The sequence below is a fragment of the Streptomonospora nanhaiensis genome (assembly GCF_013410565.1).
Classification (GTDB): Bacteria; Actinomycetota; Actinomycetes; order Streptosporangiales; family Streptosporangiaceae; genus Streptomonospora; species Streptomonospora nanhaiensis.
Genome location: NZ_JACCFO010000001.1, coordinates 1658375 through 1679833 on the forward strand (window position 1 = coordinate 1658375; position 21459 = coordinate 1679833).

The 21459-nt window shown below is 74.7% G+C and carries 20 protein-coding genes and 2 pseudogenes; 15 read left to right on the forward strand and 7 right to left on the reverse strand.

Annotated features, from left to right (window positions below):
- Positions 1-173: 173 nt before the first annotated feature.
- The 4 genes from HNR12_RS07180 to HNR12_RS07195 all read left to right on the forward strand — a co-directional run bounded on the left by HNR12_RS07180 (position 174) and on the right by HNR12_RS07195 (position 4666).
- A complete protein-coding gene (locus HNR12_RS07180) occupies positions 174-1709 on the forward strand; it encodes a protein kinase domain-containing protein (protein WP_179766755.1) in 1536 nt (511 codons plus the stop codon).
- 359 nt (positions 1710-2068) lie between these two features.
- Positions 2069-3463, forward strand: a complete 1395-nt coding sequence (locus tag HNR12_RS07185) for an APC family permease (protein WP_179766756.1) — start codon at positions 2069-2071, stop codon at positions 3461-3463.
- Positions 3464-3617: 154 nt separating this feature from the next.
- Positions 3618-3953 (forward strand): ArsR/SmtB family transcription factor, encoded by a 336-nt coding sequence (locus tag HNR12_RS07190; protein WP_179766757.1) that lies wholly within the window; start codon positions 3618-3620, stop codon positions 3951-3953.
- On the forward strand, positions 3953-4666 hold the full coding sequence (locus HNR12_RS07195) for a cation transporter (protein WP_179770463.1): 714 nt from the start codon (positions 3953-3955) through the stop codon (positions 4664-4666). The genes HNR12_RS07190 and HNR12_RS07195 overlap by 1 nt, the downstream gene beginning before the upstream one ends.
- Positions 4667-4717: 51 nt before the next feature.
- Here the strand turns inward: HNR12_RS07195 and HNR12_RS07200 are convergent, their stop codons facing one another.
- Complete coding sequence (locus HNR12_RS07200; RefSeq protein WP_179766758.1) at positions 4718-5137, reverse strand: VOC family protein; 420 nt, start codon at positions 5135-5137, stop codon at positions 4718-4720.
- An 81-nt stretch (positions 5138-5218) separates the two neighbouring features.
- Between HNR12_RS07200 and HNR12_RS07205 the strand changes: the two genes are divergently transcribed.
- The 3 genes and pseudogenes from HNR12_RS07205 (at position 5219) to HNR12_RS07215 (ending at position 7387) form a co-directional block, all read left to right on the forward strand.
- Positions 5219-5806 carry a TetR family transcriptional regulator gene (locus HNR12_RS07205; RefSeq protein ID WP_179766759.1) on the forward strand — a complete coding sequence of 196 codons (588 nt, stop codon included), beginning with the start codon at positions 5219-5221 and terminating at the stop codon, positions 5804-5806.
- 57 nt (positions 5807-5863) lie between these two features.
- A pseudogene (locus HNR12_RS07210) lies at positions 5864-6741 on the forward strand (IS5 family transposase).
- Positions 6742-6868: 127 nt separating this feature from the next.
- Positions 6869-7387, forward strand: a complete 519-nt coding sequence (locus HNR12_RS07215; protein ID WP_179766760.1) for a lamin tail domain-containing protein — start codon at positions 6869-6871, stop codon at positions 7385-7387.
- A 90-nt stretch (positions 7388-7477) separates the two neighbouring features.
- Here HNR12_RS07215 and HNR12_RS07220 read toward each other — a convergent pair whose 3' ends face one another.
- Positions 7478-8284 (reverse strand): DeoR/GlpR family DNA-binding transcription regulator, encoded by an 807-nt coding sequence (locus HNR12_RS07220; RefSeq protein WP_179766761.1) that lies wholly within the window; start codon positions 8282-8284, stop codon positions 7478-7480.
- Between the two features lie 345 nt (positions 8285-8629).
- On the opposite strand from HNR12_RS07220, the gene HNR12_RS07225 reads away from it, so the two are divergent.
- From HNR12_RS07225 to HNR12_RS07255, 7 genes are all read left to right on the forward strand, one after another.
- The gene (locus HNR12_RS07225) at positions 8630-9628 is read left to right on the forward strand and encodes an aldo/keto reductase (RefSeq protein WP_179766762.1); all 999 of its coding nucleotides are present in this window, start codon (positions 8630-8632) and stop codon (positions 9626-9628) included.
- A gap of 46 nt (positions 9629-9674) precedes the next feature.
- Complete coding sequence (locus tag HNR12_RS07230) at positions 9675-10448, forward strand: HpcH/HpaI aldolase family protein (RefSeq protein ID WP_179766763.1); 774 nt, start codon at positions 9675-9677, stop codon at positions 10446-10448.
- 46 nt (positions 10449-10494) lie between these two features.
- The gene (locus tag HNR12_RS07235) at positions 10495-11442 is read left to right on the forward strand and encodes a phosphoglycerate dehydrogenase (protein WP_179766764.1); all 948 of its coding nucleotides are present in this window, start codon (positions 10495-10497) and stop codon (positions 11440-11442) included.
- Between the two features lie 182 nt (positions 11443-11624).
- Entirely contained in the window at positions 11625-13049 is a 1425-nt protein-coding gene (locus HNR12_RS07240; protein ID WP_179766765.1) for an Nramp family divalent metal transporter, read from the forward strand.
- A 253-nt stretch (positions 13050-13302) separates the two neighbouring features.
- Positions 13303-14550 (forward strand): Na+/H+ antiporter NhaA, encoded by a 1248-nt coding sequence (gene nhaA, locus HNR12_RS07245; RefSeq protein WP_338119738.1) that lies wholly within the window; start codon positions 13303-13305, stop codon positions 14548-14550.
- A 306-nt stretch (positions 14551-14856) separates the two neighbouring features.
- Positions 14857-15444, forward strand: a complete 588-nt coding sequence (locus tag HNR12_RS07250) for a DUF1707 SHOCT-like domain-containing protein (RefSeq protein WP_179766767.1) — start codon at positions 14857-14859, stop codon at positions 15442-15444.
- A 40-nt stretch (positions 15445-15484) separates the two neighbouring features.
- A complete protein-coding gene (locus HNR12_RS07255; protein WP_179766768.1) occupies positions 15485-15622 on the forward strand; it encodes a hypothetical protein in 138 nt (45 codons plus the stop codon).
- Positions 15623-16259: 637 nt separating this feature from the next.
- On the opposite strand, the gene HNR12_RS07260 is transcribed toward HNR12_RS07255, so the two are convergent.
- From HNR12_RS07260 to HNR12_RS07280, 5 genes are all read right to left on the reverse strand, one after another.
- Complete coding sequence (locus HNR12_RS07260; protein WP_179766769.1) at positions 16260-17051, reverse strand: ACP S-malonyltransferase; 792 nt, start codon at positions 17049-17051, stop codon at positions 16260-16262.
- 31 nt (positions 17052-17082) lie between these two features.
- Complete coding sequence (locus tag HNR12_RS07265) at positions 17083-17913, reverse strand: SDR family NAD(P)-dependent oxidoreductase (RefSeq protein WP_179766770.1); 831 nt, start codon at positions 17911-17913, stop codon at positions 17083-17085.
- Positions 17903-19105, reverse strand: coding sequence for an aminotransferase class V-fold PLP-dependent enzyme (locus HNR12_RS07270; RefSeq protein ID WP_179766771.1), 1203 nt, complete (start codon positions 19103-19105; stop codon positions 17903-17905). The genes HNR12_RS07265 and HNR12_RS07270 overlap by 11 nt, the downstream gene beginning before the upstream one ends.
- The gene (locus HNR12_RS07275; RefSeq protein WP_179766772.1) at positions 19102-19791 is read right to left on the reverse strand and encodes a TauD/TfdA family dioxygenase; all 690 of its coding nucleotides are present in this window, start codon (positions 19789-19791) and stop codon (positions 19102-19104) included. Before HNR12_RS07275 ends, HNR12_RS07270 begins: the two co-directional genes overlap by 4 nt.
- Positions 19792-20116: 325 nt before the next feature.
- Entirely contained in the window at positions 20117-20398 is a 282-nt protein-coding gene (locus HNR12_RS07280; RefSeq protein ID WP_179766773.1) for a phosphopantetheine-binding protein, read from the reverse strand.
- 914 nt (positions 20399-21312) lie between these two features.
- Here HNR12_RS07280 and HNR12_RS29730 point away from each other — a divergent pair.
- Positions 21313-21357 (forward strand): annotated as a pseudogene (locus tag HNR12_RS29730) (hypothetical protein); the annotation flags it as partial.
- Positions 21358-21459: the final 102 nt, after the last annotated feature.

Below are 21459 nucleotides of genomic sequence, written 5' to 3' on the forward strand. Positions count from 1 at the left end.
CGGAGCAGGCCCCGGCCCCGGGCCGCTGTCCGAGAGATCCTCGTGGGATCCGGGCGCGTTATGCGCAACACGGCGGCACCGGGAACCGCCGGGTCCGGCGGCGCGGGGCGCGCGATCGGTAGCGGGCTGTTACTTCGTAGGTCGGACGGTGGACGATGGTCGAGGCGGGGCGGGTGCTGTCAGGGCGGTACCGGCTGGTGGAGCCGCTGGGCGCCGGAGGCTTCGGCGAGGTCTGGCGGGGCGTGGACCACCGCCTGGAGCGCGACGTCGCGGTGAAGGTCCTGCTGGGCTCCCGCGACGGCGGCGGCCAGGCCGCGCGCCTGTTCGAGCGCGAGGCCAAGCTCGCGGCGCGGCTGTCGCACCCGGGCATCACCGTGGTGCACGACGTCGGCGTCGACTCCGCCTGCCGGTTCGTGGTCATGGAACTCCTCGCCGGCCGCGACCTCGCCGCCGTGCTCGACTCCAGCCCCGGCGGGGTGGCGGTGACCGACGCCGCCGACTGGGGCGCGCAGGCGGCCGACGCCCTGGCCGTGGCGCACCGCGCGGGCGTGGTGCACCGCGACATCAAGCCCGCCAACCTGATGCTGGTGGACGAAGGCCGCATCAAGGTCTGCGACTTCGGGATCGCCCGCGCCGTGGGCGCCACCGCCGGCGTGACCGCGCGCGGTTACGCGTCGCCGGCCTACGCCGCGCCGGAGCAGATCTCCGACACCGCCGTTGACGGCCGCGCCGACCTCTACTCCCTGGGCTGCACCCTCTACCACCTGCTCACCGGCAGCCCGCCGTTCACCGGCGACACCCACGTGGCGGTCCTGGCCGGGCACCTCTCCCGCACCCCCGACCTCCCCTCCGCGCTGCGCGCCGAGGTCCCGCCCGCCCTCGACGACCTCCTGATGGCGCTGCTGGCCAAGGACCCCGCCCAGCGCCCCGGCGACCCCACCGCGCTGGCCGCGCGGCTGCGCCACCTCTCCGCGCCCCCGCGGCCCACCCGCCGCGAGGAGCCGCGCACGGCGGCGTCCCCGCTGTCGTGCGCGCCCCGCCGCGGCGCCGTGTACCTCGGCGCGCTGGACTGGAGCACCACGGCCGCCACCTTCCGGGGCCGCGACTACGAGACCTTCACGGCCGTGTACCCGCCCGGCGGCACCCGCCACGCCGGGCACGTGTGGGGCGACGGCGTCTACACCGACGACTCCTCGGTGGGCCTGGCCGCCGTCCACTCCGGCCTGGTGTCCCTGGCCGAAGGCGGCGCCGTCACCTTCGAGATCCGCCCCGGCCAGCGCGCCTACGGCGCCGCCAGCCGCAACGGCGTCAAAAGCTCCCGCTGGGGGCGCTGGTCGGGCAGCTTCGTGTTCCCCGAGCAGACCGAGCGCGGGGTCCTCGGCCGGCCCAAGCCCCAGCCCGTGTTCGTCGGCCCGATGGACTGGAGCTCGACGGCCACCGCGTTCCGGGGCCGCGACCACGAGTCCTTCACCTTCCTGCTGCCGCCCGGCGGCGCCCACCACGCCGGGCACGTGTGGGGCGACGGCGTCTACACCGACGACTCCTCGGTGGGCCTGGCCGCCGTCCACTCCGGCCTGGTGTCCCTGGCCGAAGGCGGCGCCGTCACCTTCGAGATCCGCCCCGGCCAGCGCGCCTACGGCGCCGCCAGCCGCAACGGCGTCAAAAGCTCCCGCTGGGGGCGCTGGTCGGGCAGCTTCGTGTTCCGCTGACACGCGCCGCGCCCTCCGGCACCGCTTGCGCGGCGGCGCACCGCGGGGCCATGCTTCCCCGGTACCGAAGTCGGGCCCGGGCGCCCGACCGGGTGCGGGCCGGTGCCGCGTGCGCGTGGATATGGCGTGGTTTCGGCCGAGTGGACAGGTATGCACCCGGTCGGACACCATAGGCAGATTGTCCGGTGGCGGCTGGTCGCCATCTGTGCTGCCCACCCCCCATGACCAGGGGTGACGGCACAGGGGCCGTCCGGTCAGCCATCGGCGTCGGGCGCTCCCCCAGCGCCCGTTCCGACAGCCACTGACGGCCCGGGGCACGCGCGTGCCCCGGGCCGTTGCCGGACGACAAGTGAGAGCGCATGAGCGATAGCACCAAGGCCACCCCGACACCGGAGTCGGGGGAGTCCGCGGGCCCGCTGAAGCGGGTCCTGGGGACGAAACTGCTGCTTCTCCTCGTGGTGGGCGACATCCTCGGCACCACCATCTACTCGCTGACCGGTGCGGTCTCCGCTCAGGTCGGCGGCGCCCTCTGGGTGCCCTTCGTGGTCGCGTTCGTCGTGGCCTTCCTGACCGCGTTCAGCTACCTGGAACTCGTCACGAAGTACCCGCGCGCGGCCGGGGCGGCGCTTTATGTGCACCGCGCGTTCGGGGTGCACTTCCTGACGTTCATGGTGGCCTTCGCCGTCATGTGCTCGGGTATCACGTCGGCCTCCTCGGCGGCGCAGGCGTTCAGCGGCGACTACCTGCAGCAGGTGCTGGGCACCGGGTACCCGCCGGTGCTGCTCGCCATCGGCTTCATCCTGGTGATCGCGGCGGTGAACCTGCGGGGCATCGGGGAGTCGGCCGGGCTCAACGCCGTGCTGACCGTGATCGAGCTGTCCGGCCTGGTCATCGTCATCTGCACCGGCCTCTACGCGATCTTCCTCGGCACCGCCGACCCCACCGTGGCGCCCGACCCGGGCCGGCTGCTGGAGTTCAACACCGAGACCTCGCCGTTCATCGCGGTGACATCGGCGACCGCGCTGGCGTTCTTCGCCATGGTGGGCTTCGAGGACTCGGTGAACATGGTCGAGGAGGTCAAGAACCCGGTCAAGACCTTCCCGCGCGCCCTGCTGCTGGGCATGTGCGTGGCCGCCGCGGTCTACCTCGTGATCGCCGTGGTGACCTCCACGCTGGTGCCCAGTGAGGAGCTGGCCGACTCCACGGCGCCGCTGCTGCTGGTCGTGCAGGCCGCCGCCCCGTGGTTCCCGCCGGTGCTGTTCGCGGTGATCGCGCTGTTCGCGGTGACCAACACGGCGCTGGTCAACATGCTGATGTCCAGCCGCCTGCTCTTCGGCATGGCCAACGAGCGGGTGATCCCCCGCCAGCTCGGGTCGGTCCTGCCGAGCCGCCGCACCCCCTGGGTGGCGATCCTGTTCACCAGCGGGCTCGCGATCATCATGGTGAGCTTCCTGGACATCGCCTCCCTGGGCGGCACCACCTCGCTGCTGCTGCTGATGGTGTTCAGCGTCGTCAACGTGTCGGTACTGGTCCTGCGCCGCGAGAAGGTCGAGCACGAGCACTTCAAGGCGCCGACCATCGCGCCGGTGCTGGCCGTGGTGCTGTCGGTGTTCTTCGCCAGCCCGCTCACCGGGCGGCCGCTGCGCGAGTACGCGATCGCCGGCATCCTGCTCGCCATCGGCGTGGTGTTCTGGTTCGCCAACTACGCCATCACCCGCAACAAGCGGTTCTCCCCCGAGAAGCTGAACGGCTAGCCGCCGCGCCCGCCACCGCCGCCCCCACCGCCGACCGCGCGGTGGGGGCGGCGGTGTTCCGGGGGCCGGGGCCGCCCGGGTCCACCGCTTCGTGGATCCGCGGCGCCTTGGATCCACCGTTCCCTGGATTCAGGAATCTCTGTATGGTGGTGCCGTGCTCACCATCGCCTCCGACATCGACGCCCTCGCCCGCTTCGGCCGCGCCCTGGCCGACCCCCTCCGCTGCCGCGTGCTGCTGGCGCTGCGCGAGGCCCCCGCCCACCCCGCCGACCTCGCCGAGTCCCTGGGCGTGAGCCGCACCCGGCTGTCCAACCACCTGGCCTGCCTGCGCGACTGCGGGCTGGTGGTCGCCGTGCCGGTGGGCCGCCGGGTGCGCTACGAACTCGCCGACGCACGGCTCGGCCACGCGCTGGACGACCTGCGCTCGGCCGTGCCGGCCGTGCGGACCGACGCCTCGTGCCCCGACGCCGCCGAAGAGGGCTGCTGCTGATGGCCGCGCTCCCCCCACCCGCCGCCCCCGCCGGGGCGCGCCGCGCGGTCCTGGTGCGCCGCGTCCGGCTGCTGGTGGCCGCCACCATCGCCTACAACACCGTCGAGGCGGGGGTGGCGCTGGCCGCCGGCGCCGCCGCCTCCTCCACCGCGCTCATCGGGTTCGGGCTGGACTCCCTGATCGAGGTGTCCTCGGCCGCCGCCGTGGCCTGGCAGTTCTCCGCCCGCACCGCCGAGGCGCGCCGGGCCCGCGAGCGGCGGGCGCTGCGCGTCATCGCGGTGTCGTTCTTCGCGCTGGCCGCCTACGTGACCGTGGAGGCGGTGCGCGCGCCGGCCGGGGCGGGCGGGGCCGACACCTCGGTGCCCGGCATCGTGCTGGCCGCCGCCTCGGTGGCCGTCATGCCGTTCCTGAGCCTCGCCCAGCGCCGCGCGGGCCGCGAACTCGGGTCGGCCACGGCGGTGGCCGACTCCAGGCAGACGCTGCTGTGCACCTACCTCTCGGCCGCGCTGCTGGTGGGGCTGCTGGCCAACGCGCTGCTCGGGTGGTCCTGGGCCGACCCCGCGGCGGCGCTGGTGATCGCCGCGCTGGCCGTCAAGGAGGGCCGCGAGGCCTGGCGCGGCGACTCCTGCTGCGCGCCCGCCGGGATCGCGCTCGCGGCCCGCCCCGCCGCCGAGGACTCCTGCGGCTGCGGCCCCGACCGCGCCTGCCGCTGAGCGGCCCCGCCCGGCGCGGGCCGGGCCGGGCGGGTGCCCCTCGGGCGCCGGCTAGGAGGCGGCGGCGCCGTCGGCATAGGCGTCGGCGTACTCGGCGGCGGGCGGGATCGGCTGGATGACGTCGAGCAGCACGCCGTCGGGGGCGGCCACGATGAAGTGGCGCTGACCGAAGGGCTCGTCGCGCAGCGGCAGCACCGGCACGCACCCGTGCTCGCCGGTCAGCCGCGCGTGGACCGCGTCAACGTCGTCGACCTCCAGGTTGAGGAGGAGCCCCCGGGCGGGGGTGCCGTACCCCTCGGGGACGGTCTGGTGCCCCGGATCGAGCACGGCGAGTTCGGCGTCCCCCAGCCGCAGGCTGACGTACCAGTCGCTCGCGAAGGTCGTCTCGAAGCCCAGCACGTCCCGGTAGAAGTCCGCCGCCGCCGCGACGTCGCCGGACATGACGACCGGGTAGAAGCTCGTGACCGCCATGGGTCCCCCTTTTACGTACAATGCGTATGTATCAGTGCTGCGGCCAGCTTACATACACAACGCACGTAAAGGAACCCGCCCGTGCCCCGCGCCTCCGCCTCCGCCGCCGCCCAGACCGCGCGCCAGGTCCTGGCCTCGGCGACCGACCTGTTCGCCGCCCAGGGGTTCGCCGCCGTCTCCCTCGACGACGTGGCCCGCGCCGCCGGAGTGACCCGCGGCGCCGTCTACCACCACTACGCCAACAAGACCGGGCTGTTCCGCGCGGTGGCCGCGCACCTGCAGGCCGACGTGGCCGCGGCCGTGGTGGGGGCCGCCGAGCGCGCCGAGCCCGACCCCCGGGCGCGGCTGCGGGCGGGCAGCCACGCGTTCCTCGACGCCATCACCGCCGCGCCGGCGGTGCGGGTGCTGCTGGTGGACGCCCCCGCGGTCATCGGCTGGGCCCAGTGGCGCGCTCTGGACGCCGAGCACTCCGCCGCCCACCTCCGCGACGCACTGGCCGAGGCCGGGGTGGACGGCGGCCTCCTCGACGCGCTGACGGCGCAGTTGTCGGGCGCCATGAACGAGGCCGCGCTGTGGCTGGCCGAGCGCGCGGACGACGCCGCCGCACGGGAGTCCGCGCACCGGGCCCTCGACCGACTCCTTGAGGCAGTGGCACCCCGGCCCGCCTAGGTCCTGTTTTTTGAAAGGTCTGCGGGGCGGGCTGGTCTTCGGTAATCCTTGGGATCCATGGTCCGACGCCATGAACTCACCGACGCCGAGTGGGACCTGCTCGCCCCGCTCATGCCCGCCCACCCCCGCAAAGGCAAGCGGTGGGCCGACCACCGCCGCGTCATCAACGCCATCCTCTTCCGGACCAGAACCGGTATCCCCTGGCGCGACCTGCCCGAACGCTACGGCCCCTGGGAAACCGCCGCCGGACGCCACCGCCGCTGGTGCCTGGACGGAACCTGGGACAGGATCGCCGAGCGGCTGCGTATCAACGCCGCCACCGGCCGGCCCCTGGACGTGGGAATCGACTCCACCCTGGTGCGCGCCCACCACCACGCCGCCGGAGCGGCGAAAAAGGGGACGCGGTTCGGGAGGAATGGGACGGATCCGAAGCGCTGGGCCGGTCCCGGGGCGGGCTGACCACCAAGATCCACCTGCTCGCCGACTCCCGCCGCCGCCCCCTTGCCATCGCCACCAGCCCGGGCCAGCGCGGCGACACGCTGATGTTCGCGCCGCTGATGGGTGCGCTGCGGCTGCCGCGGACCCGGGGCCGGCCCCGCACCCGTCCCGACCGCCTGCTGGGCGACAAGGCCTACTCCTCGGCCGCGATACGCGCCCGTCTGCGGGCGCGCGGCATCAAGGCGACCATCGCCCAGCCCGCCGACCAGCGGGCCAACCGGCGCAGGCGCGGATCACGGGGAGGCAGGCCGCCGGCCTTCGACCGGCAGGCCTACCGGGGCCGCAACACCGTCGAGCGCGCGATCAACCTGCTCAAGCAGAACAGGGCGGTCGCGACCAGGTACGACAAGAGGGCTGCGGTCTATGACGGAACCGTCCAGCTCGCCTCCATCCGCATCTGGCTTCGCGACCTCACCAAATCAAAAAACACTGCCTAGCACGCCCCACCTGCCCCGGTGGGCCTTTCCGGCATTTCTGACCCAATATGGACAAATGCCATCACGGCGGTCGCGACCTGCGAAGAATGAGAGGCCCCGCGGACATCCCACTCCAAGGAGCCTTTTCATGCCCGGACCCCTCCTGCGCGCGGCCGCCGTCGCCGCCGCCGCGGCCGCCGTCCTCAGCCTGCTGTCGGCGCCGGCCCAGGCCGCCTCCACCACCGGCGCGCTCATGCTGACCCAGGTGCGCCCCAACGCCGACGGCGCCGACGTCAAGAACGGCCGCCAGGTCAACCTCAACGGCGAGTTCTTCGTGATCAAGAACGTGACCAGCCGCCCCGTCAACGTCCGCGGCTACGTCCCCGACATCACGAGCAACGGCTACGGCCGGGCGCTGCCCTCCTACACCCTGCCGGCCGGGGCATCGGCCCAGGTGCACACCGGCAGCGGGACCAACCGCCGCGACTCCAACGGCGTCCACCACATCTACCGGGGCTACGCCCGCCACGTCCTCAACAACGACGGCCCCAAGAACCCCGACCTGCGCCTGAAGAAGCCGGGCAGCTCCGACAACAACACCTCCAGCGGCAGTATCACCTCGTGCAACTGGGGCCGGGCCGCCGACGGCCGGACCTACCGCTGCTAGGACCCGCCGCCCGTGCACCGCGCCGCCCGCCGCATCCCGCGCCGGGCGGCGCGGTGCGCGGGGCGTGAAGCGGGCGAAGGGCGCGCGGCGTCAGCGGCCGCCGGGCTCCGGCGGCCGCGCCGTTCCGTCGGGGCCCACCGCCACGACCTCGGCCCCGGCCGCCGCGAAGGGCGCCAGCGCCTCCTCCGGGGCCGTGTGGTCGGTGACCAGGGTCCAGTGGTCGGGGAGCTTGGCCCAGGCGTGGAAGGGGCGGCGGCCGAGTTTGGCGGCGTGGACCAGGACGTAGACGCGGTCGGAGCGCTGGGCCATCAGCTCCTTGAGGTGGGTCTGCTCCAGGGTGGCCTCGCAGATGCCCTCCTCGGCGGTGACCGCGTCGGCGCCCAGGAAGACGCGGTCGAACGTCATCCGGCTGAGCGCGGACTCCGTCTGCGGGCCGAAGAAGCCCTGGCTGAGGTGGCGCAGGGTGCCGCCCAGGCACTCCACGCGCAGGTGCGGGGCGCCGACCAGCTCCTCCAGGGCGGTCAGGCCGGTGGTGGCCACGGTGAGGTCGCGCCGCTCGCGCAGCTCGTGGGCCAGCGCACCGGTGGTGGAGCCGGAGTCCAGCAGCACGGTCTCGCCCGGCCCCACCTGGGCCGCCGCCCACCGGGCGATCGCCCGCTTGGCCTCGAACGCCTCGCCCAGGCGCTGGCGCAGGGACGCCTCGGGGTGGGCCACCAGCGACACCACGCCGCCGTAGGTGCGCGCCAGGCGGCCGTCGGACTCCAGGCGGGCGAGGTCGCGCCGGATGGTCGAGGCGGTCACCCCGAACGTCGCCGACAGCTCCTCGACGCTGGCCAGACCGGAGGTCGTGGCGAGCTGGACGATCGCGTCGCGACGCGCCTTGGTACCGCGGGACATGGACGTCCTCTCGTGTCCGGAGCGGGCGGGGGCCACGGGCGAGCCTGAGAATACAGCAGCATCCCGGAATTGCGCGTTGTACGCAGAAACAGCCGGACACGCCGCGCGCGGCCGCCGCCCCGGCCACCCCCGCCCGCCTTCCCGCGCCGCACGCTCCCACCTGCCTCTCCGCTCTCCCCCAGGCGGCGCTCTCCCCCGGGCGGGCCGCGCCCGCACCGAAACGCCACCCGAATTCGCGTGAAACGAGCCGGAGATATTGCGCAGAACACGCAATCGTGTCAGAGTGACGCGGGCAACAGCAGCGCGGCGCCGGCCGCCGCCCCGCGCGCCGACCCAGGAGGCACGATGACCGCGAGCGCGACCCGCCCCGACCCGGTGGAACTCCCCGGCCTGCCGGTGCCGATGTCCCGCCTGGTGCTGGGCACCATGACCTTCGGCGACACGGTGGACGAGGCGGGCGCCGGGCGCATCCTCGACCTCGCCCTGGAGGCGGGCGTCAACGCCGTGGACACCGCCAACGGCTACGCCGGCGGCAACAGCGAGGAGATCGTCGGCCGCCTGCTGGCCGCCCGGCGCCCGGAGGTCGTACTCGCCACCAAGGCCGGGATCCCCCACCCCGACGCCGAAGGCCACGCCCCGCTGTCGGCGGCCGGGCTGCGGGCGAGCCTGGAGGGCAGCCTGCGCCGCCTCGGCGTCGAGCGGGTCGACCTCTTCTACCTGCACCAGCCCGACCGCGCCACGCCCCTGGCCGAGACCCTGGGCACGGTGGCCGAACTGGTGGCCGAGGGGAAGGTCGGGGCGCTCGCGGTGTCCAACTACGCGGCCTGGCAGATCGCCGAACTCAACCACGCGGCCGACGCGGCGGGCGCGCCGCGTCCCGTCGTCGCCCAGCAGCTCTACAACCTCCTCGCCCGCCGCATCGAGGAGGAGTACACCGAGTTCGCCGCGGCCACGGGCCTGCTCACCATGGTCTACAACCCGCTGGCCGGCGGCCTGCTCACCGGCCGCCACCACTTCGGCCGGGCGCCCTCCTCGGGCCGCTTCGGCGACTCCCGGATCGCCGCCATGTACCGCGAGCGCTACTGGGACGCCGCCCTGTTCGACGCCACCGCCCAACTGGCGCGCGTCGCCGACGAGGCGGGGCTGTCCCTGACCGACCTGTCGCTGCGCTGGCTGCTCGGCCGGCCCGCCACCGGCGCCCTGCTGCTGGGCGGCTCGCGCCCCGAGCACCTGAGCGCCAACCTGGCCGCCGCCGCGGCCGGCCCCCTGCCGCCCGACGTCGCCCAGGCGTGCGACGCCGTCGGCGCCTCCCTGCGCGGCCCCATGCCCGCCTACAACCGCTGAGCCGGCCCCCGTCCGGCTGCCGAGAGAGGGACAAGAGGTGTTGCCAATGAGCGCGGCCGAGTTCGCCCGCCGCATCCGCGCCCGCGAGAGGGCCGTGGGCTACTGGATGGTGCTCGACGCCCCCGCCGCCGCCGAGCGCATCGCGCGGCTGGGCTACGACTACGTCGCCTTCGACGCCCAGCACGGGCTCTTCGGCTACTCCGGGCTGCTCAACGGCCTGATGGCCGTGGACGCCGGGGGCCGCTCCACGGGCCTGGTCCGCGTGGAGGCCAACGACGCCGCCGCCATCGGCCGCGCGCTGGACTCCGGCGCGGGCGGCGTGATCGTCCCGATGGTCGACAGCCCCGCGGACGCCGCCGCGGCCGTTGCGGCCACCCGCTACCCGCCGCACGGCACCCGCTCCTACGGCCCGATGCGGTCGGGCCTGCGGATCGGCCCCACCCCGGCCGAGGCCGACGCCGCCACCCTGGTCCTGGCGATGATCGAGACCCCGCAGGGTTTGGCCAACGTGGAGGAGATCTGCGCGGTGCCGGGCCTCGACGGGGTCTACGTCGGCCCCTCCGACCTGTGCCTGGCCGTGGGCGGTGCCCGCCCGGGCGACCCCGCCGTCACCGACGTGTTCGAGGCCGCCGTGACCCGGGTGCGCGAGGCCGCCGCCGCGGCCGGGATCGCCGCCGGCATCCACACCCCCGACGGCGCCACCGCCGCGCGCCGGCTGGCCGAGGGCTACACCTTCGCGACGGTGGCCTCCGACCTGGTCCACCTGGAGCAGGCCGCCAGGGGGCACCTGGACGCGGCCGGTGAAGGCGGCGGCGCGTGAGCCGCGCGCGGCGCGCGGCGCCGGGAGTCGGGAAGGAGGCGGCCCCGTGCCCACGACGCTGATCACCACGCCCACCTTCGGGCGGTTCTCCGACGAGCCCTGGCGCGTCCTGCGGGAGGCCGGCGAGGCCGTCCTGGCCTGCGAGTCGGGCGTCCTGCCCGCCGACGAGCTGAGGGACCGCGTGGCCGGGGCCGACGCCCTGGTCGTGGGCCTGGACGCCATCACCGCCGAGGTGCTGGACGCCGCGCCCCGGCTGAAGGTCGTCGCCAAGCACGGCGTGGGCGTGGACAACATCGACCTGGCGGCCGCCCGCGAGCGCGGCGTCCGCGTCACGTTCGCGCCGGGCAGCAACAGCCGGGCCGTGGCCGAGCTGGCGTTCGGCCTGCTGCTGGACGCCGCGCGGCGCATCACCCGCACCCACACCGAGGTGCTGGCGGGCGCCTGGCCCAAGCACTTCGGCCCCGAACTGGCCGGGCGCACCCTGGCCGTGATCGGGTTCGGCCGCATCGGGCGGCTGGTCGCCGGGTTCGCCCAGGCCTTCGGCATGACCGTGGTGGCCTACGACCCGTTCCTGCCCGAGGCGGAGTTCGCCGAGCGCGGCGTGCGCCCCCTCGACCTCGCCGCCTGCCTGGCCGGTGCCGACTTCGTCAGCCTGCACATGCCGGGCGGGTCGGGCCCCCCGCTGCTGGACCGCGCGGCGCTGTCGGCGATGAAGCCAGGCGCCTGCCTGGTCAACACCGCGCGCGGCGACCTGGTCGACGAGCACGCGCTGGCCGAGCTGCTGCACAGCGGCCACGTCGGCGCCGCCGCCCTGGACGCCTTCGACCCCGAGCCGCTGCGGGCCGACAGCCCGCTGCGCTCGGCGCCCAACACCGTGCTGACCTCCCATATCGGGGCGTGCAGCCACGAGGCCAACCGCGACATGGGGCTCACGGTGGCCCGGGACGTCGTGCGCGTCCTGCGCGGCGAGGAGCCGCTGCACCCCGTGGGCTGACCGCCGGCCCGCACCGCCCGCCGCGCCCCCAGCGCCGCGGCCGCCGCCGCATCCCTCCGTCCCGGCGGCGGCCGCGGCGCCCCTCGCCGAACCCTCCCGCTCCGCCCCCTGCCCATCGCCTTCGCCGTTCCCCCGTTCCCTGATCCCCGCGCGGCGGCGCCGCGCCAAGAGGAAGTCGTGCCATGAACCAATCCGCATCCGCGGCGGCGGCACCCGCCCAGGGCCCCGCCGACCCCTACGCGCTGCGCCCCCAGGACGCCCAGGACCCGCCCACGACGTTCACCGGCCGGCTGCGCCACCTGGGGCCGGGCCTGGTGCTCTCGGCCGCGGTGGTGGGCTCGGGCGAGCTGATCGTCACCACCTCGCTGGGCGCCGAGGCCGGGTTCGTGCTGCTGTGGCTGGTCGTCATCTCCACCGCCGTGAAGGTGTGGGTGCAGATGGAACTGGCCCGCTGGACCATCCTGACCGGCAAGCCCGCGCTGGAGGGCTACAGCCAGGTCGGCCCGCGCATCGGCCGGGTCGGCTGGATCAACTGGCTGTGGATCGGCATGGACTTCGCCAAGATGCTCCAGCGCGGCGGCATCATCGGCGGCACCGCCTCGGCGCTGTCCATCATCTGGCCCATCCACGGCGAGCCGCTGAGCTTCGGATCGCTGGCGATCTGGACCGTGATCGTCATGGCCACCACGGTGCTGCTGCTGCAGAGCGGGCGCTACAGCGCCGTCGAGCGGGTCACCGTGGCCACGGTGGTGCTGTTCACCGCCTCGATCGTGGCGCTCGCGCTGGGCCTGCCGCTGACCGAGTTCGCCTACGGCCTGGACGACCTGGGCACCGGCCTGAGCTTCATGATCCCCGCCGGGACCGTGGGGATCGCGGTGGCGATGTTCGGCCTGACCGGCGTGGGCGCCGACGAGATGACCACCTACACCTACTGGTGCATGGAGAAGGGCTACGCCCGCTGGACCGGCCCCGACGACGGCAGCGAGGCGCGCGCCCGCCGCGCCGAGGGCTGGCTGCGGGTCATGCGGCTGGACGTGGGCGTGTCGTGGCTGGTCTGCACGGTGTGCACGCTGTCGTTCTACGTCATCGGCGCCTCGGTGCTGCACCCCCAGGGCCTGGTGCCCGAGGGCAACGCGATGATCTCGACCCTGGCGCGGATCTACACCGACACCATGGGCGAGTGGGGGCTGACCCTGTTCGTCGTCGGCGCGGTGGCGGTGCTGTTCTCCACCAACGTCGGCTCCACGGCGAGCGTGCCCCGGCTGTGGACCAACACCCTGGGCCTGCTCGGGGTGATCGACTGGACCGACATGAAGGTGCGCACCCGCACCATCCGCATCCTCACCTGCTGCCTGCCGCCGCTGTGGGCGTCGTTCTTCCTGTTCCTCCAGTCGCCGGTGATCATGGTGCAGATCGGCGGCATCGCCGGCGGGATCTTCCTGCTGGCGGTGGTGGTCGCGGTGTGGTACTTGCGCACCACCGAGGTCGACAGGCGCTTCCGCGCCAACCGCTGGCTCACCGGGGCGCTGGTGGTCAGCAGCGCGCTGATCGCGGTGCTGGGCGTCTACTCGGTGCTGGAGGTGTTCGGCGTCAGCGTCGGCGGCTGACCGCGCCGCGCCCGTGCGCCGCCCGTCCGCCGTGCCCGGTACCGGGGCGAGAGCTCCGGTGCCGGGCACGGCCGCGTCCGCGCCCGGCACCGGTCGGCCCCCGCAGGGCCCACGAGGCCCGCGTACCGGGCGAACTGGACAGACCGCCCCGCGGTCAGGGAGTATGGGCGGCGGTGCGCACCACGCGCGCCTGGTGTGCCGGGAAGTCTGGTCGGCGTCGTCCGCAGCCGTGCCGACCCGACGGAGCCGCCCCGTGTCCTTCACCGTGCCCGCGCCCCTGACCCGCCTTGCCGACTCCCTGCGCGGCGACACCGTGGGCGGGCTGGTCCTGCTCGCCGCCGCCGTGCTGGCTCTCGTGCTGGCCAACTCCCCGGCCGCCGCCCTGTATGAGGGCCTGCGCCACTTCGAGTTCGGCCCCGAGGCGCTGCACCTCCACCTGTCGGTCGAGGCGTGGGCCGCCGACGGCCTGCTCGCGGTCTTCTTCTTCATCGTGGGCAACGAACTCAAACAGGAGTTCGTGCACGGCGAACTGCGCAACCCGCGCCGCGCCGCGCTGCCCATCGTGGCGGCCGTGTGCGGCATGGTCGTCCCGGCCGCCGCCTACGTGGCCGTCAACATGGCCAGCCCGCAGACCCTGGGCGGCTGGGGCATCCCGATGGCCACCGACATCGCGTTCGCGCTGGCGGTGCTGGCGGTGGTGGGGCGCGGCCTGCCCCCGGCGCTGCGCACGTTCCTGCTCACGCTGGCCGTGGTGGACGACCTCGGCGCGGTGCTGGTCATCGCGGTGTTCTACACCGACACCATCGCCTTCGGCCCGCTCGCCGGTGCGGCCGCCGGCCTGGCCCTCTTCGCCTGGCTGCAGCGGGGCACGGGCCCGGCCGCCGCGCTGCGCCGCCGCCCCGCCCTGGCCTGGGCGGTCTACACGCCCCTGGCCTTCGCGGTGTGGGCGCTGGTCCACGCCGGCGGCGTGCACGCCACCATCGCCGGGGTCGCCATGGGCCTGCTCATGCGCACGAGCACGCACGCCGACGAGGAGCACTCGCCCAGCCACCGCATGGAGCACCGGATGCGCCCGCTCTCCGCCGGGTTCGCGCTGCCCGTCTTCGCCTTCCTGTCGGCCGGGGTGCCGATGGGCGGTCTCGACGCGGTGCTGGCCGACCCCGCCGCCACCGGGATCGTGGTGGGGCTGGTCGCCGGGAAGTTCGTCGGCGTCCTCGGCGGCTCGTGGGCGACCACCCGGCTCACCGGCGCCGAACTCCACCCCGACCTGGGGTGGCCCGACATCGCCGGGCTGGCGCTGCTGACCGGCGTGGGGTTCACCGTCTCGCTGCTGATCGCCGACCTGTCCTTCGCCGACGCCCCCGCCACCCTGGAGCACGCCAAGGCCGGGGTGCTGATCGCCTCGCTGGCGGCGGCGGCGCTGGCCGCGGCGGTGCTGGGGTCGCGCTCGGCCCGCGCCCGGCGGGCGGCTCAGGCCGCCGCCGGGCCCCCGGCGGCCTGACCGCGGCCGGTCCGTCGGCCCTTGGGCCCCACCGGGCCCGTGCGGCCCGCCGGCCCCCGGGGGGCGGCGGGCCGCACGGGCGCCGCCAATGCCGCGCGGGCCCCGCGAGGGCCCGGCGCTGTTTAACCGGCGCGGCAAAGTACCGCACTTTGTGCTTTTACCGCGGACCACTCCGATATCGCGATTCAGCATCGTTTCGGACTCCGTATCGGTGTCACCATAATCCGCGCATACACATTTGTGAGGACACCGATCTCCGCTTCAAGGACGATCCGCGGGCGGGGTCGCGTCGCTAGCATCAAAAGCGTGGAAACCGACGACATTCGGGCTTCGGACACCGAACGAGACGACGCCGTTGAGCGCCTGCGCGAGGCGTGCGCCGAAGGGCGCCTCACCCTTGAGGAGTTGAGCGAGCGCACCGAGGCGGTGTTCACCGCCCGCACCCGCGCCCAACTCGCACGCGTCGTGCGGGACCTGCCCGAGCGCCCCTCGGCCGAAGTGGTGGACGCCTCCGGCGGCACCGCCGAGGCGCCGCGGCTGTTCGCCCTGGGCGACGACCTGGAGCGCGGCGGGCGGTGGGTCGTGGACGACGGCCTCACCGCCACTGCGGTCCTGGGCCACATCAAATTGGACCTGCGGGAATCCTTTTTCGTTTCCCCGACCGTCACGCTGCATCTGCGCACCGTGCTGGGCAGCATCATGGTCTGGGTTCCGCCGGGTATCGGCGTGGAACTCCACGGAACCGCCTACCTCGGTGACCGGTCGGTCGAAACCGTCCCCGCGCGTCCCGGCTCCCCGGTCGTCAAAATCCACGCCACCGCGATGCCGGGAAGTATCCGGATTTCCAACAATCGGCGCCGCGGCCGCATAATGCGCGCGCTCCTGGGCGAGTGAGGGCGCCAACCACGAGAGAGGGTGAACGAGGGTGAACACGGTGGGACACACGCAGGCGATGACGCTCGTCTACGACACCACGATCGGTATCGGCCCCTGGGAGCTGAACATCGGACTGGTGGGCGGGCTGGTCGTCCTCGGCCTGATCGTCGTCCTGGTCATCGCCAACCTGAAGTAGGCCGGCCCCGGTCGCGAGCAGGCGCGCTTTCCGTCCGGCGCGCCGAGATCGCCTCCGGGGCCCTTTTCTCGCCGCATTGCCGCCGAAATCCGACGGGCGGGCGCCCCGGGCGGCGCCCCAGAGCCCGTGCGGGGGTCGTCCGCCCCGCGCGAGGACCGGCCGGGTGGAGCACCGGGCGATTGTCCGCTCCCCGGCCGACGTACACCTTTTTATGTACCCGCGGCATCCCGGGCGTAGTAGCGCAACGTCGCTCCCGCGGACGATGCCCCTTTCACGGCGCGCTGCCTATTGTCATTTCCGCGATGACAACAACGGAAATCGCGCACCGCGGCGCCGGAGCGCCCCCCCACGTACCGGCCCCTTCCGGGCGCGGCCGCCGACCCCCACCCCCACCCCGGCGGCGCCCCCCGCAGCCTCGTCCCCGCCGCCCCCGGCCGCCGCCGCGGCCGCCCGCGGCGCACGCGGACGCCCAGCCGCTCCGGCTCGCCGAGAGCCGGTGCCCCCTCGACCCCCGCGAAGGAGGTGAACCAGCATGCAGAGCTTTGACGAGTTCGAGGAGATCGTCGTGGAGTCGCAGGAGACCCCCGAGGTGTCCGACATCGACTTCGGTTGCTGACATCCCGCGTGAACGGTCCGTTCACCGAAAGACCCGGGGACGCGGACCGCGACCCAGCCGCCGCGGCGTGGCCACACACCTCGCCGCGGCGGCACGCGTCCCCGCCGGCGCGCCGCGCCGGGCCCCCACCCGTACGGAGGGACCCCGATGAGCAGCAACCGCGTCTACAGGCCCTCGCGGTTCACGGTGCTGGCACCACACGACGCCGGTGGTGCGGTGCTCTACAACTCCCTGCGCGGCAGTGTCTTCTACGTGCGCGACCCCCTCGCCCGGCGCGTCCACGACCTGCTGCACAACCGCAGCGCCCGCTTCAGCGCCGACGAGGCCGAGGCCGGCCCCGAGCGCGCCCGGCTGATCGCCGCGCTGGCCGAGCGCGGCTACGATGCGCACGGCGTCGCGGAAGGTCATGTGGCCGCTGAGGTGGCCGGCCACGATCGAGCCGAGGCTGAGCCCGGCGATGTAGTCGGGGCGGTCGCGGCCGGCGCCGGTCAGCTCGTGGATGGCGGCGGCGATGGCCAGTGACGCGGGGCGCACCACGCGCCCGCTGTTGACGGCGGCGGGGTCGTCGCCGAAGAAGGCGGCGGCCAGGTCGGTGTCCAGGACGTCGGACGCCTCGGCGAACCTGCGGCGCACCAGCGGCTGGGCGTCGTAGAGGTCGCGGTAGTCGCCGGGCTGCACCACGACCTGGGGGTTGAGCAGGACCGCGCTCTTGCCGGGGCCGCCGCCGGCGGCGGTGCGGGGGCCGGCGGTGTCGGCGGGGGCGGCGGCGGTGCGGGCGTCGGGGCCGGTGGAGGCGTGGGCGGAGGTCGGCACGGGCGGGTCTCCCATCGAAGCGGTGCGCGGGTCAGGCGGTGAGCCCGCCGTCCACGACGAGGGTGTGCCCGGTGATGTAGGCGGCCTCGTCGGAGGCGAGGAAGGCGACGGCGGCGGCGATCTCCTCGGGGCGGGCCAGGCGCTCCAGGGCCACCCGGCCCACGATCTCCTTCAGGGAGACGTCGTCGATGCGGGCCACCATGCCGGTGTCGGCGGTGTAGCCGGGGGCCACGGCGTTGACGCGGACGCGGTGCCGGGCGTACTCGCGGCTGAGTGCGCGGGTCATGCCGAGGATCCCGGCCTTGCTGGCGGCGTAGCCGCTGAGGCCGGCGATCCCGGTGATCCCGGCGATGCAGGCGACGTTGACGATCGCCCCGCGGCCGCTCATCAGCAGGTAGGCCGAGGCGGCCTTGATGCAGTTGGTGCGCACGGGCGCGGCCCACTCCTCGACCGGGCCGGTGGGCAGCACGGCGGCGGCGTCGCCGACCCCGGCGTTGTTGACCAGGATGTCGACGCGGCGGTGGGCGCGCGCCACCGCCGTGACGGCGGCGGTCACCGACGCGTAGTCGGCGACGTCGAATCGGCGGGGGACGGCGGCGCCGCCCAGGGCCGCGCAGTGCGCCGCGGTCTCCTCGGCGCCCTCGGCGTCGGAGCGGTAGCCCACCACCACGCGGGCGCCCCGGCGGGCCAGGGCCGCGCAGACGGCGCGCCCGATCCCGCGCGAGCCGCCGGTGACCACCGCGACGCGCCCGTCCAGGCCGGAGCCCGGGACGGGTGCCTGGGGTGCGGCGGGCGCGCCGGCGGCGCGGGCGCCGGGCGGGGGGCCGGACCGCTCGGGTCCGGCCGCGGCGTCAGCGGGCATCGGCCGCCACCTCCTTCAGGGCGCCGGCGAACGCGGCCACGTCCTCGCCGGTGGTGTAGCAGGCCACGCCCGCGCGCAGCGCCGCCGGCAGGCCGGGGGCCACCGCGCCCAGGGGGCCGGGGGCGTAGAAGCGGCCGTGGGTGAGGCTGACCCCGCGCTCGGCGAACGCCTCGGCCGCCTCGGCGGCCGGCATCCCGGGCAGGAAGAAGACCTCGACGGGCACGCGGTCGCCGCCGGGGGTCAGCCTGCGCACGCCCGGGGCCGCCTCCAGGACCTGCGCCAGGTCGCGCGCCAGCGCGGCCTCGCGCTCGGCGACGGCGGCCCGGTCCCAGCCCAGCAGCACCTCGGCGGCCACGGCCGTGCCCAGCAGTTGCTCGAAGGCCAGCGTGCCCGGCTCCAGGCGGCCGGGCAGGTCGTCGCCCGCCGAGGACGGCTGCTCGGCCAGGCGCAGCGGCTCGGCCGCCTCGTCGGCGATCCACAGCACGCCGGCGTGCGGCCCGTAGAACTTGTAGGCCGAGGCGACGACGGCGTCGGCCCCCCACGCGGCGGCGTCGACCGCGCGGTGCGGCACCGCCTGCACGGCGTCGACGAAGACGCGGGCGCCCACCCGGTGGGCGGCGGCGCAGACGGCGGCGAGGTCGGGGGTTGCGCCGAGCGCGTTGGACGCCGCGCTCACGGCCACCCAGCGGGTGCGCGCGGAGAGCACGTCGGCGACCGCGGAGGCGGGCAGCGCGCCCTCCTCCAGCCGGGCGGTGCGCACCACGGCCCCGCGGCGCCGCGCCATGGCGCGCCAGGGCGCCACGTTGGCCTCGTGGTCCAGTTCGGTGCACACGATCTCGTCGCCCGGGCGCACGTGCTCGGCGGCGGCGCGTACGAACAGGGCCGTCAGCGTGGTCATGTTGGGGCCGAAGACGACGTGCCCGCCGGGCGCGCCCAGCAGCCGCCGCACGGCCGCGCGCGCCCACGCGGCCAGGGCGTCGGAGTGGCGGCCGGCGGGGTAGGCGCCGCCGTCGTTGGAGACCGCGGGGCCGGCCAGGTAGCCGGCCACCGCGTCGGCCACGGCCGCGTGCACCAGGGTGCCGGCGGGCCCGTCGAAGCGGGCCTGGCCGGGGCGGCGCCCGGGGAACTGGGCGGTGAGCGGCCGGGCGAGGTAGTCGGCCAGCGGGCGCGGCAGGACGTCGTCGGCCCTCATCGCGGCGCCCGGGGTCCGGTGGCGCGCTGGCCGAACCCGCTCTCCCGCGCCTCGGCCTCGGGCCGGGGCCGGTCCAGCCGGACGATGGCGCGTTTGAGCCAGCGGTCGGTGCCGTCGTAGCGGGGGCGGAAGGGCCGGCGGCCGTGCACCGCCACGTCGTTGTCGATGAGGATGATGTCGCCCGCCTGGAGCGGGACCTCCTCCTCGTGGATCTCCAGGCCCTTTTCCAGCGCGGCGTAGGCGTCGGCGAACCCGGGGTCGTCGGGCAGCCGGCTGTAGGCGGGGTCGAAGCGCAGGCACGGGCCGTCGGGGGCGGCCCACACGGTGGCGATGCCGGGGGCGGCGACCGCCGTCCAGGACCCCGCGTCCTCGGGCGGGCGGTAGGAGTCGTCGGGGGTGATGACCACGCGCGGCCGCTCCAGCTGGGCGCGCTGGGCGTCGGTGAGGCCGACCCGGCGCACGCTGGAGACCAGGCTGCCCACGCCGTCGGGGTTGCGCAGCGCCGCCAGGAGCAGGATGTGGGGGCGCAGGGGGTGGAAGGCGTCCTCGGTGTGGCGGGTGAGGGTGGTGGTGCTGCTGGCGCCCACCTGGGCCCGCTCCTGGCCGGGGATGGGCAAGATGTTGTGCACCAGCCGCCCGCCCTGCTGGTTGGCCCAGCCGTAGAGGTCGCCCAGGGCGGCGGCCACGAGCGCCAGGCCGGTGTCGAGCGCGTTGGCCTCCTCCCCTGAGGGCCGCTCCAGTGCGGCGGGGTGGGGCCCACGGGGCCGAAGCCGTCGAGCAGGCCGGTGACGACCCGGTAGCCGCGCTCGCGGTCGGGCCGGGGCAGGGCCGCGGCCAGGGCGGCGGTGACGGGATGGGGCGGCCCGCCGGCGACGTCCTCGGGGGAGTGCCCCGCGGCCGCCAGGTCGCGGGCGGCGCGGGCCAGGGCGGCCGCCAGGGCGGGGTCGGCGGTGAACGGGGTGAGCGGCGCGGCGGTGTCGGCGCCCGGGGCCGCGCCGGTGCGGTCGGCCATCAGTCGCCCTCGCCGACCGGCTCGCGCACGGCCTGGCGCGCCGCGCTGTCGGCGTCGAGCGTCTCGACGATGCGGGCGAGGGTGCGGAAGGAGTCGGTGTTGGTCGAGGCGATGTCCAAGCCGTAGCGCTCGTGCAGCTCGGAGATGAAACGCAGAGTGTCCATGGAATCCAGTCCGAAGCGTGAACTGAGACCGAACAAGGGCTCGTCCGCGGCGACCTCTTCGGGGCGCACGTCGAGCTGGTAGACCTGGACAAATAGCTTTCGAATATCGTTGATCACGGTTCACCTATTCCGCCGCGGCGGCGGCCAAAGAAGTCACGCATTGCTACCATGCATTGCCGGGATGCGGAAAGCATGCCCAACGTAGGAGCGCGTTATCGAGCGGGTCAACGCGCGTGTCCTGAACCGGACATGGCCCGCCCGCGCCATATTTCCCCTGCTAGCCTGCATGGCATGCCACCGATGAGAATGCCTTTACCTGCCCGGAAATGGCTCGCCCCGCAGTCGCGTAAACTCCGGCGTACATAGAAGTATGTACGCCGTCTCCTTTTAAAGAAGGATGTCCGCGGCATCGGAGGGTGATGCAATGGTGCGCATGGTGTGGCAGGTACTGGGAAAGCGCGACGCAAAAGCCGTGGTAATAGCCGTCGCGGTCTTCTCCGCAGGGTTCGTGCTGCTCCATTCCGGCGCCTACGCCTCGCGCGACGCCTCGACGGCGTGGGCCACCACCGAGTACGGCTACCCCGCGCCGCTGCTGATCGGCACGCTGGCGCTGGTGTGCGTGGGGGTGGCCCTGCGCTACCGCGCGCCGCTGCTGGGCCTGGCCATCGGCACGGTCGGGTTCGTCAGCGACATCGTCATCGGCGCGTCGCTGGCGACCATCCTCATCTACACCGACAACATCTACGCCGCCTGCACCTACGGCCCGCGCTCGACCTGGCAAGCTGATGCTGATGGTCACCACGACCATGAGCATCGTCATGGGCGGCGTGGTCTTCGCCATGCAGCGCCACCTGGCCGGCAGCATCATCCTCATGGCGGTCATCGCGGCCGTGCTGGTCAGCCCGGTGGTGACCGCGGCGGTGGTGCGCCAGAACCGCGACCGCGCCGAGGACGCCCGGGTGCGCGCCGAGCAGACCGCGCGGCTGGCCGAACTGGACCGGCGCAACGCCGTGGCCACCGAGCGCACCCGCATGGCGCGCGAGCTGCACGACTCCGTGGCGACCCGGCTGAGCATCATCGTGCTGCAGTCCACCGCCCTGCTGGCGCGACGACCTCGACGCCGAGACCCGGCGCCGCCTGCTCACCACCATCCGCGAGGACAGCACCCAGGGCCTGGC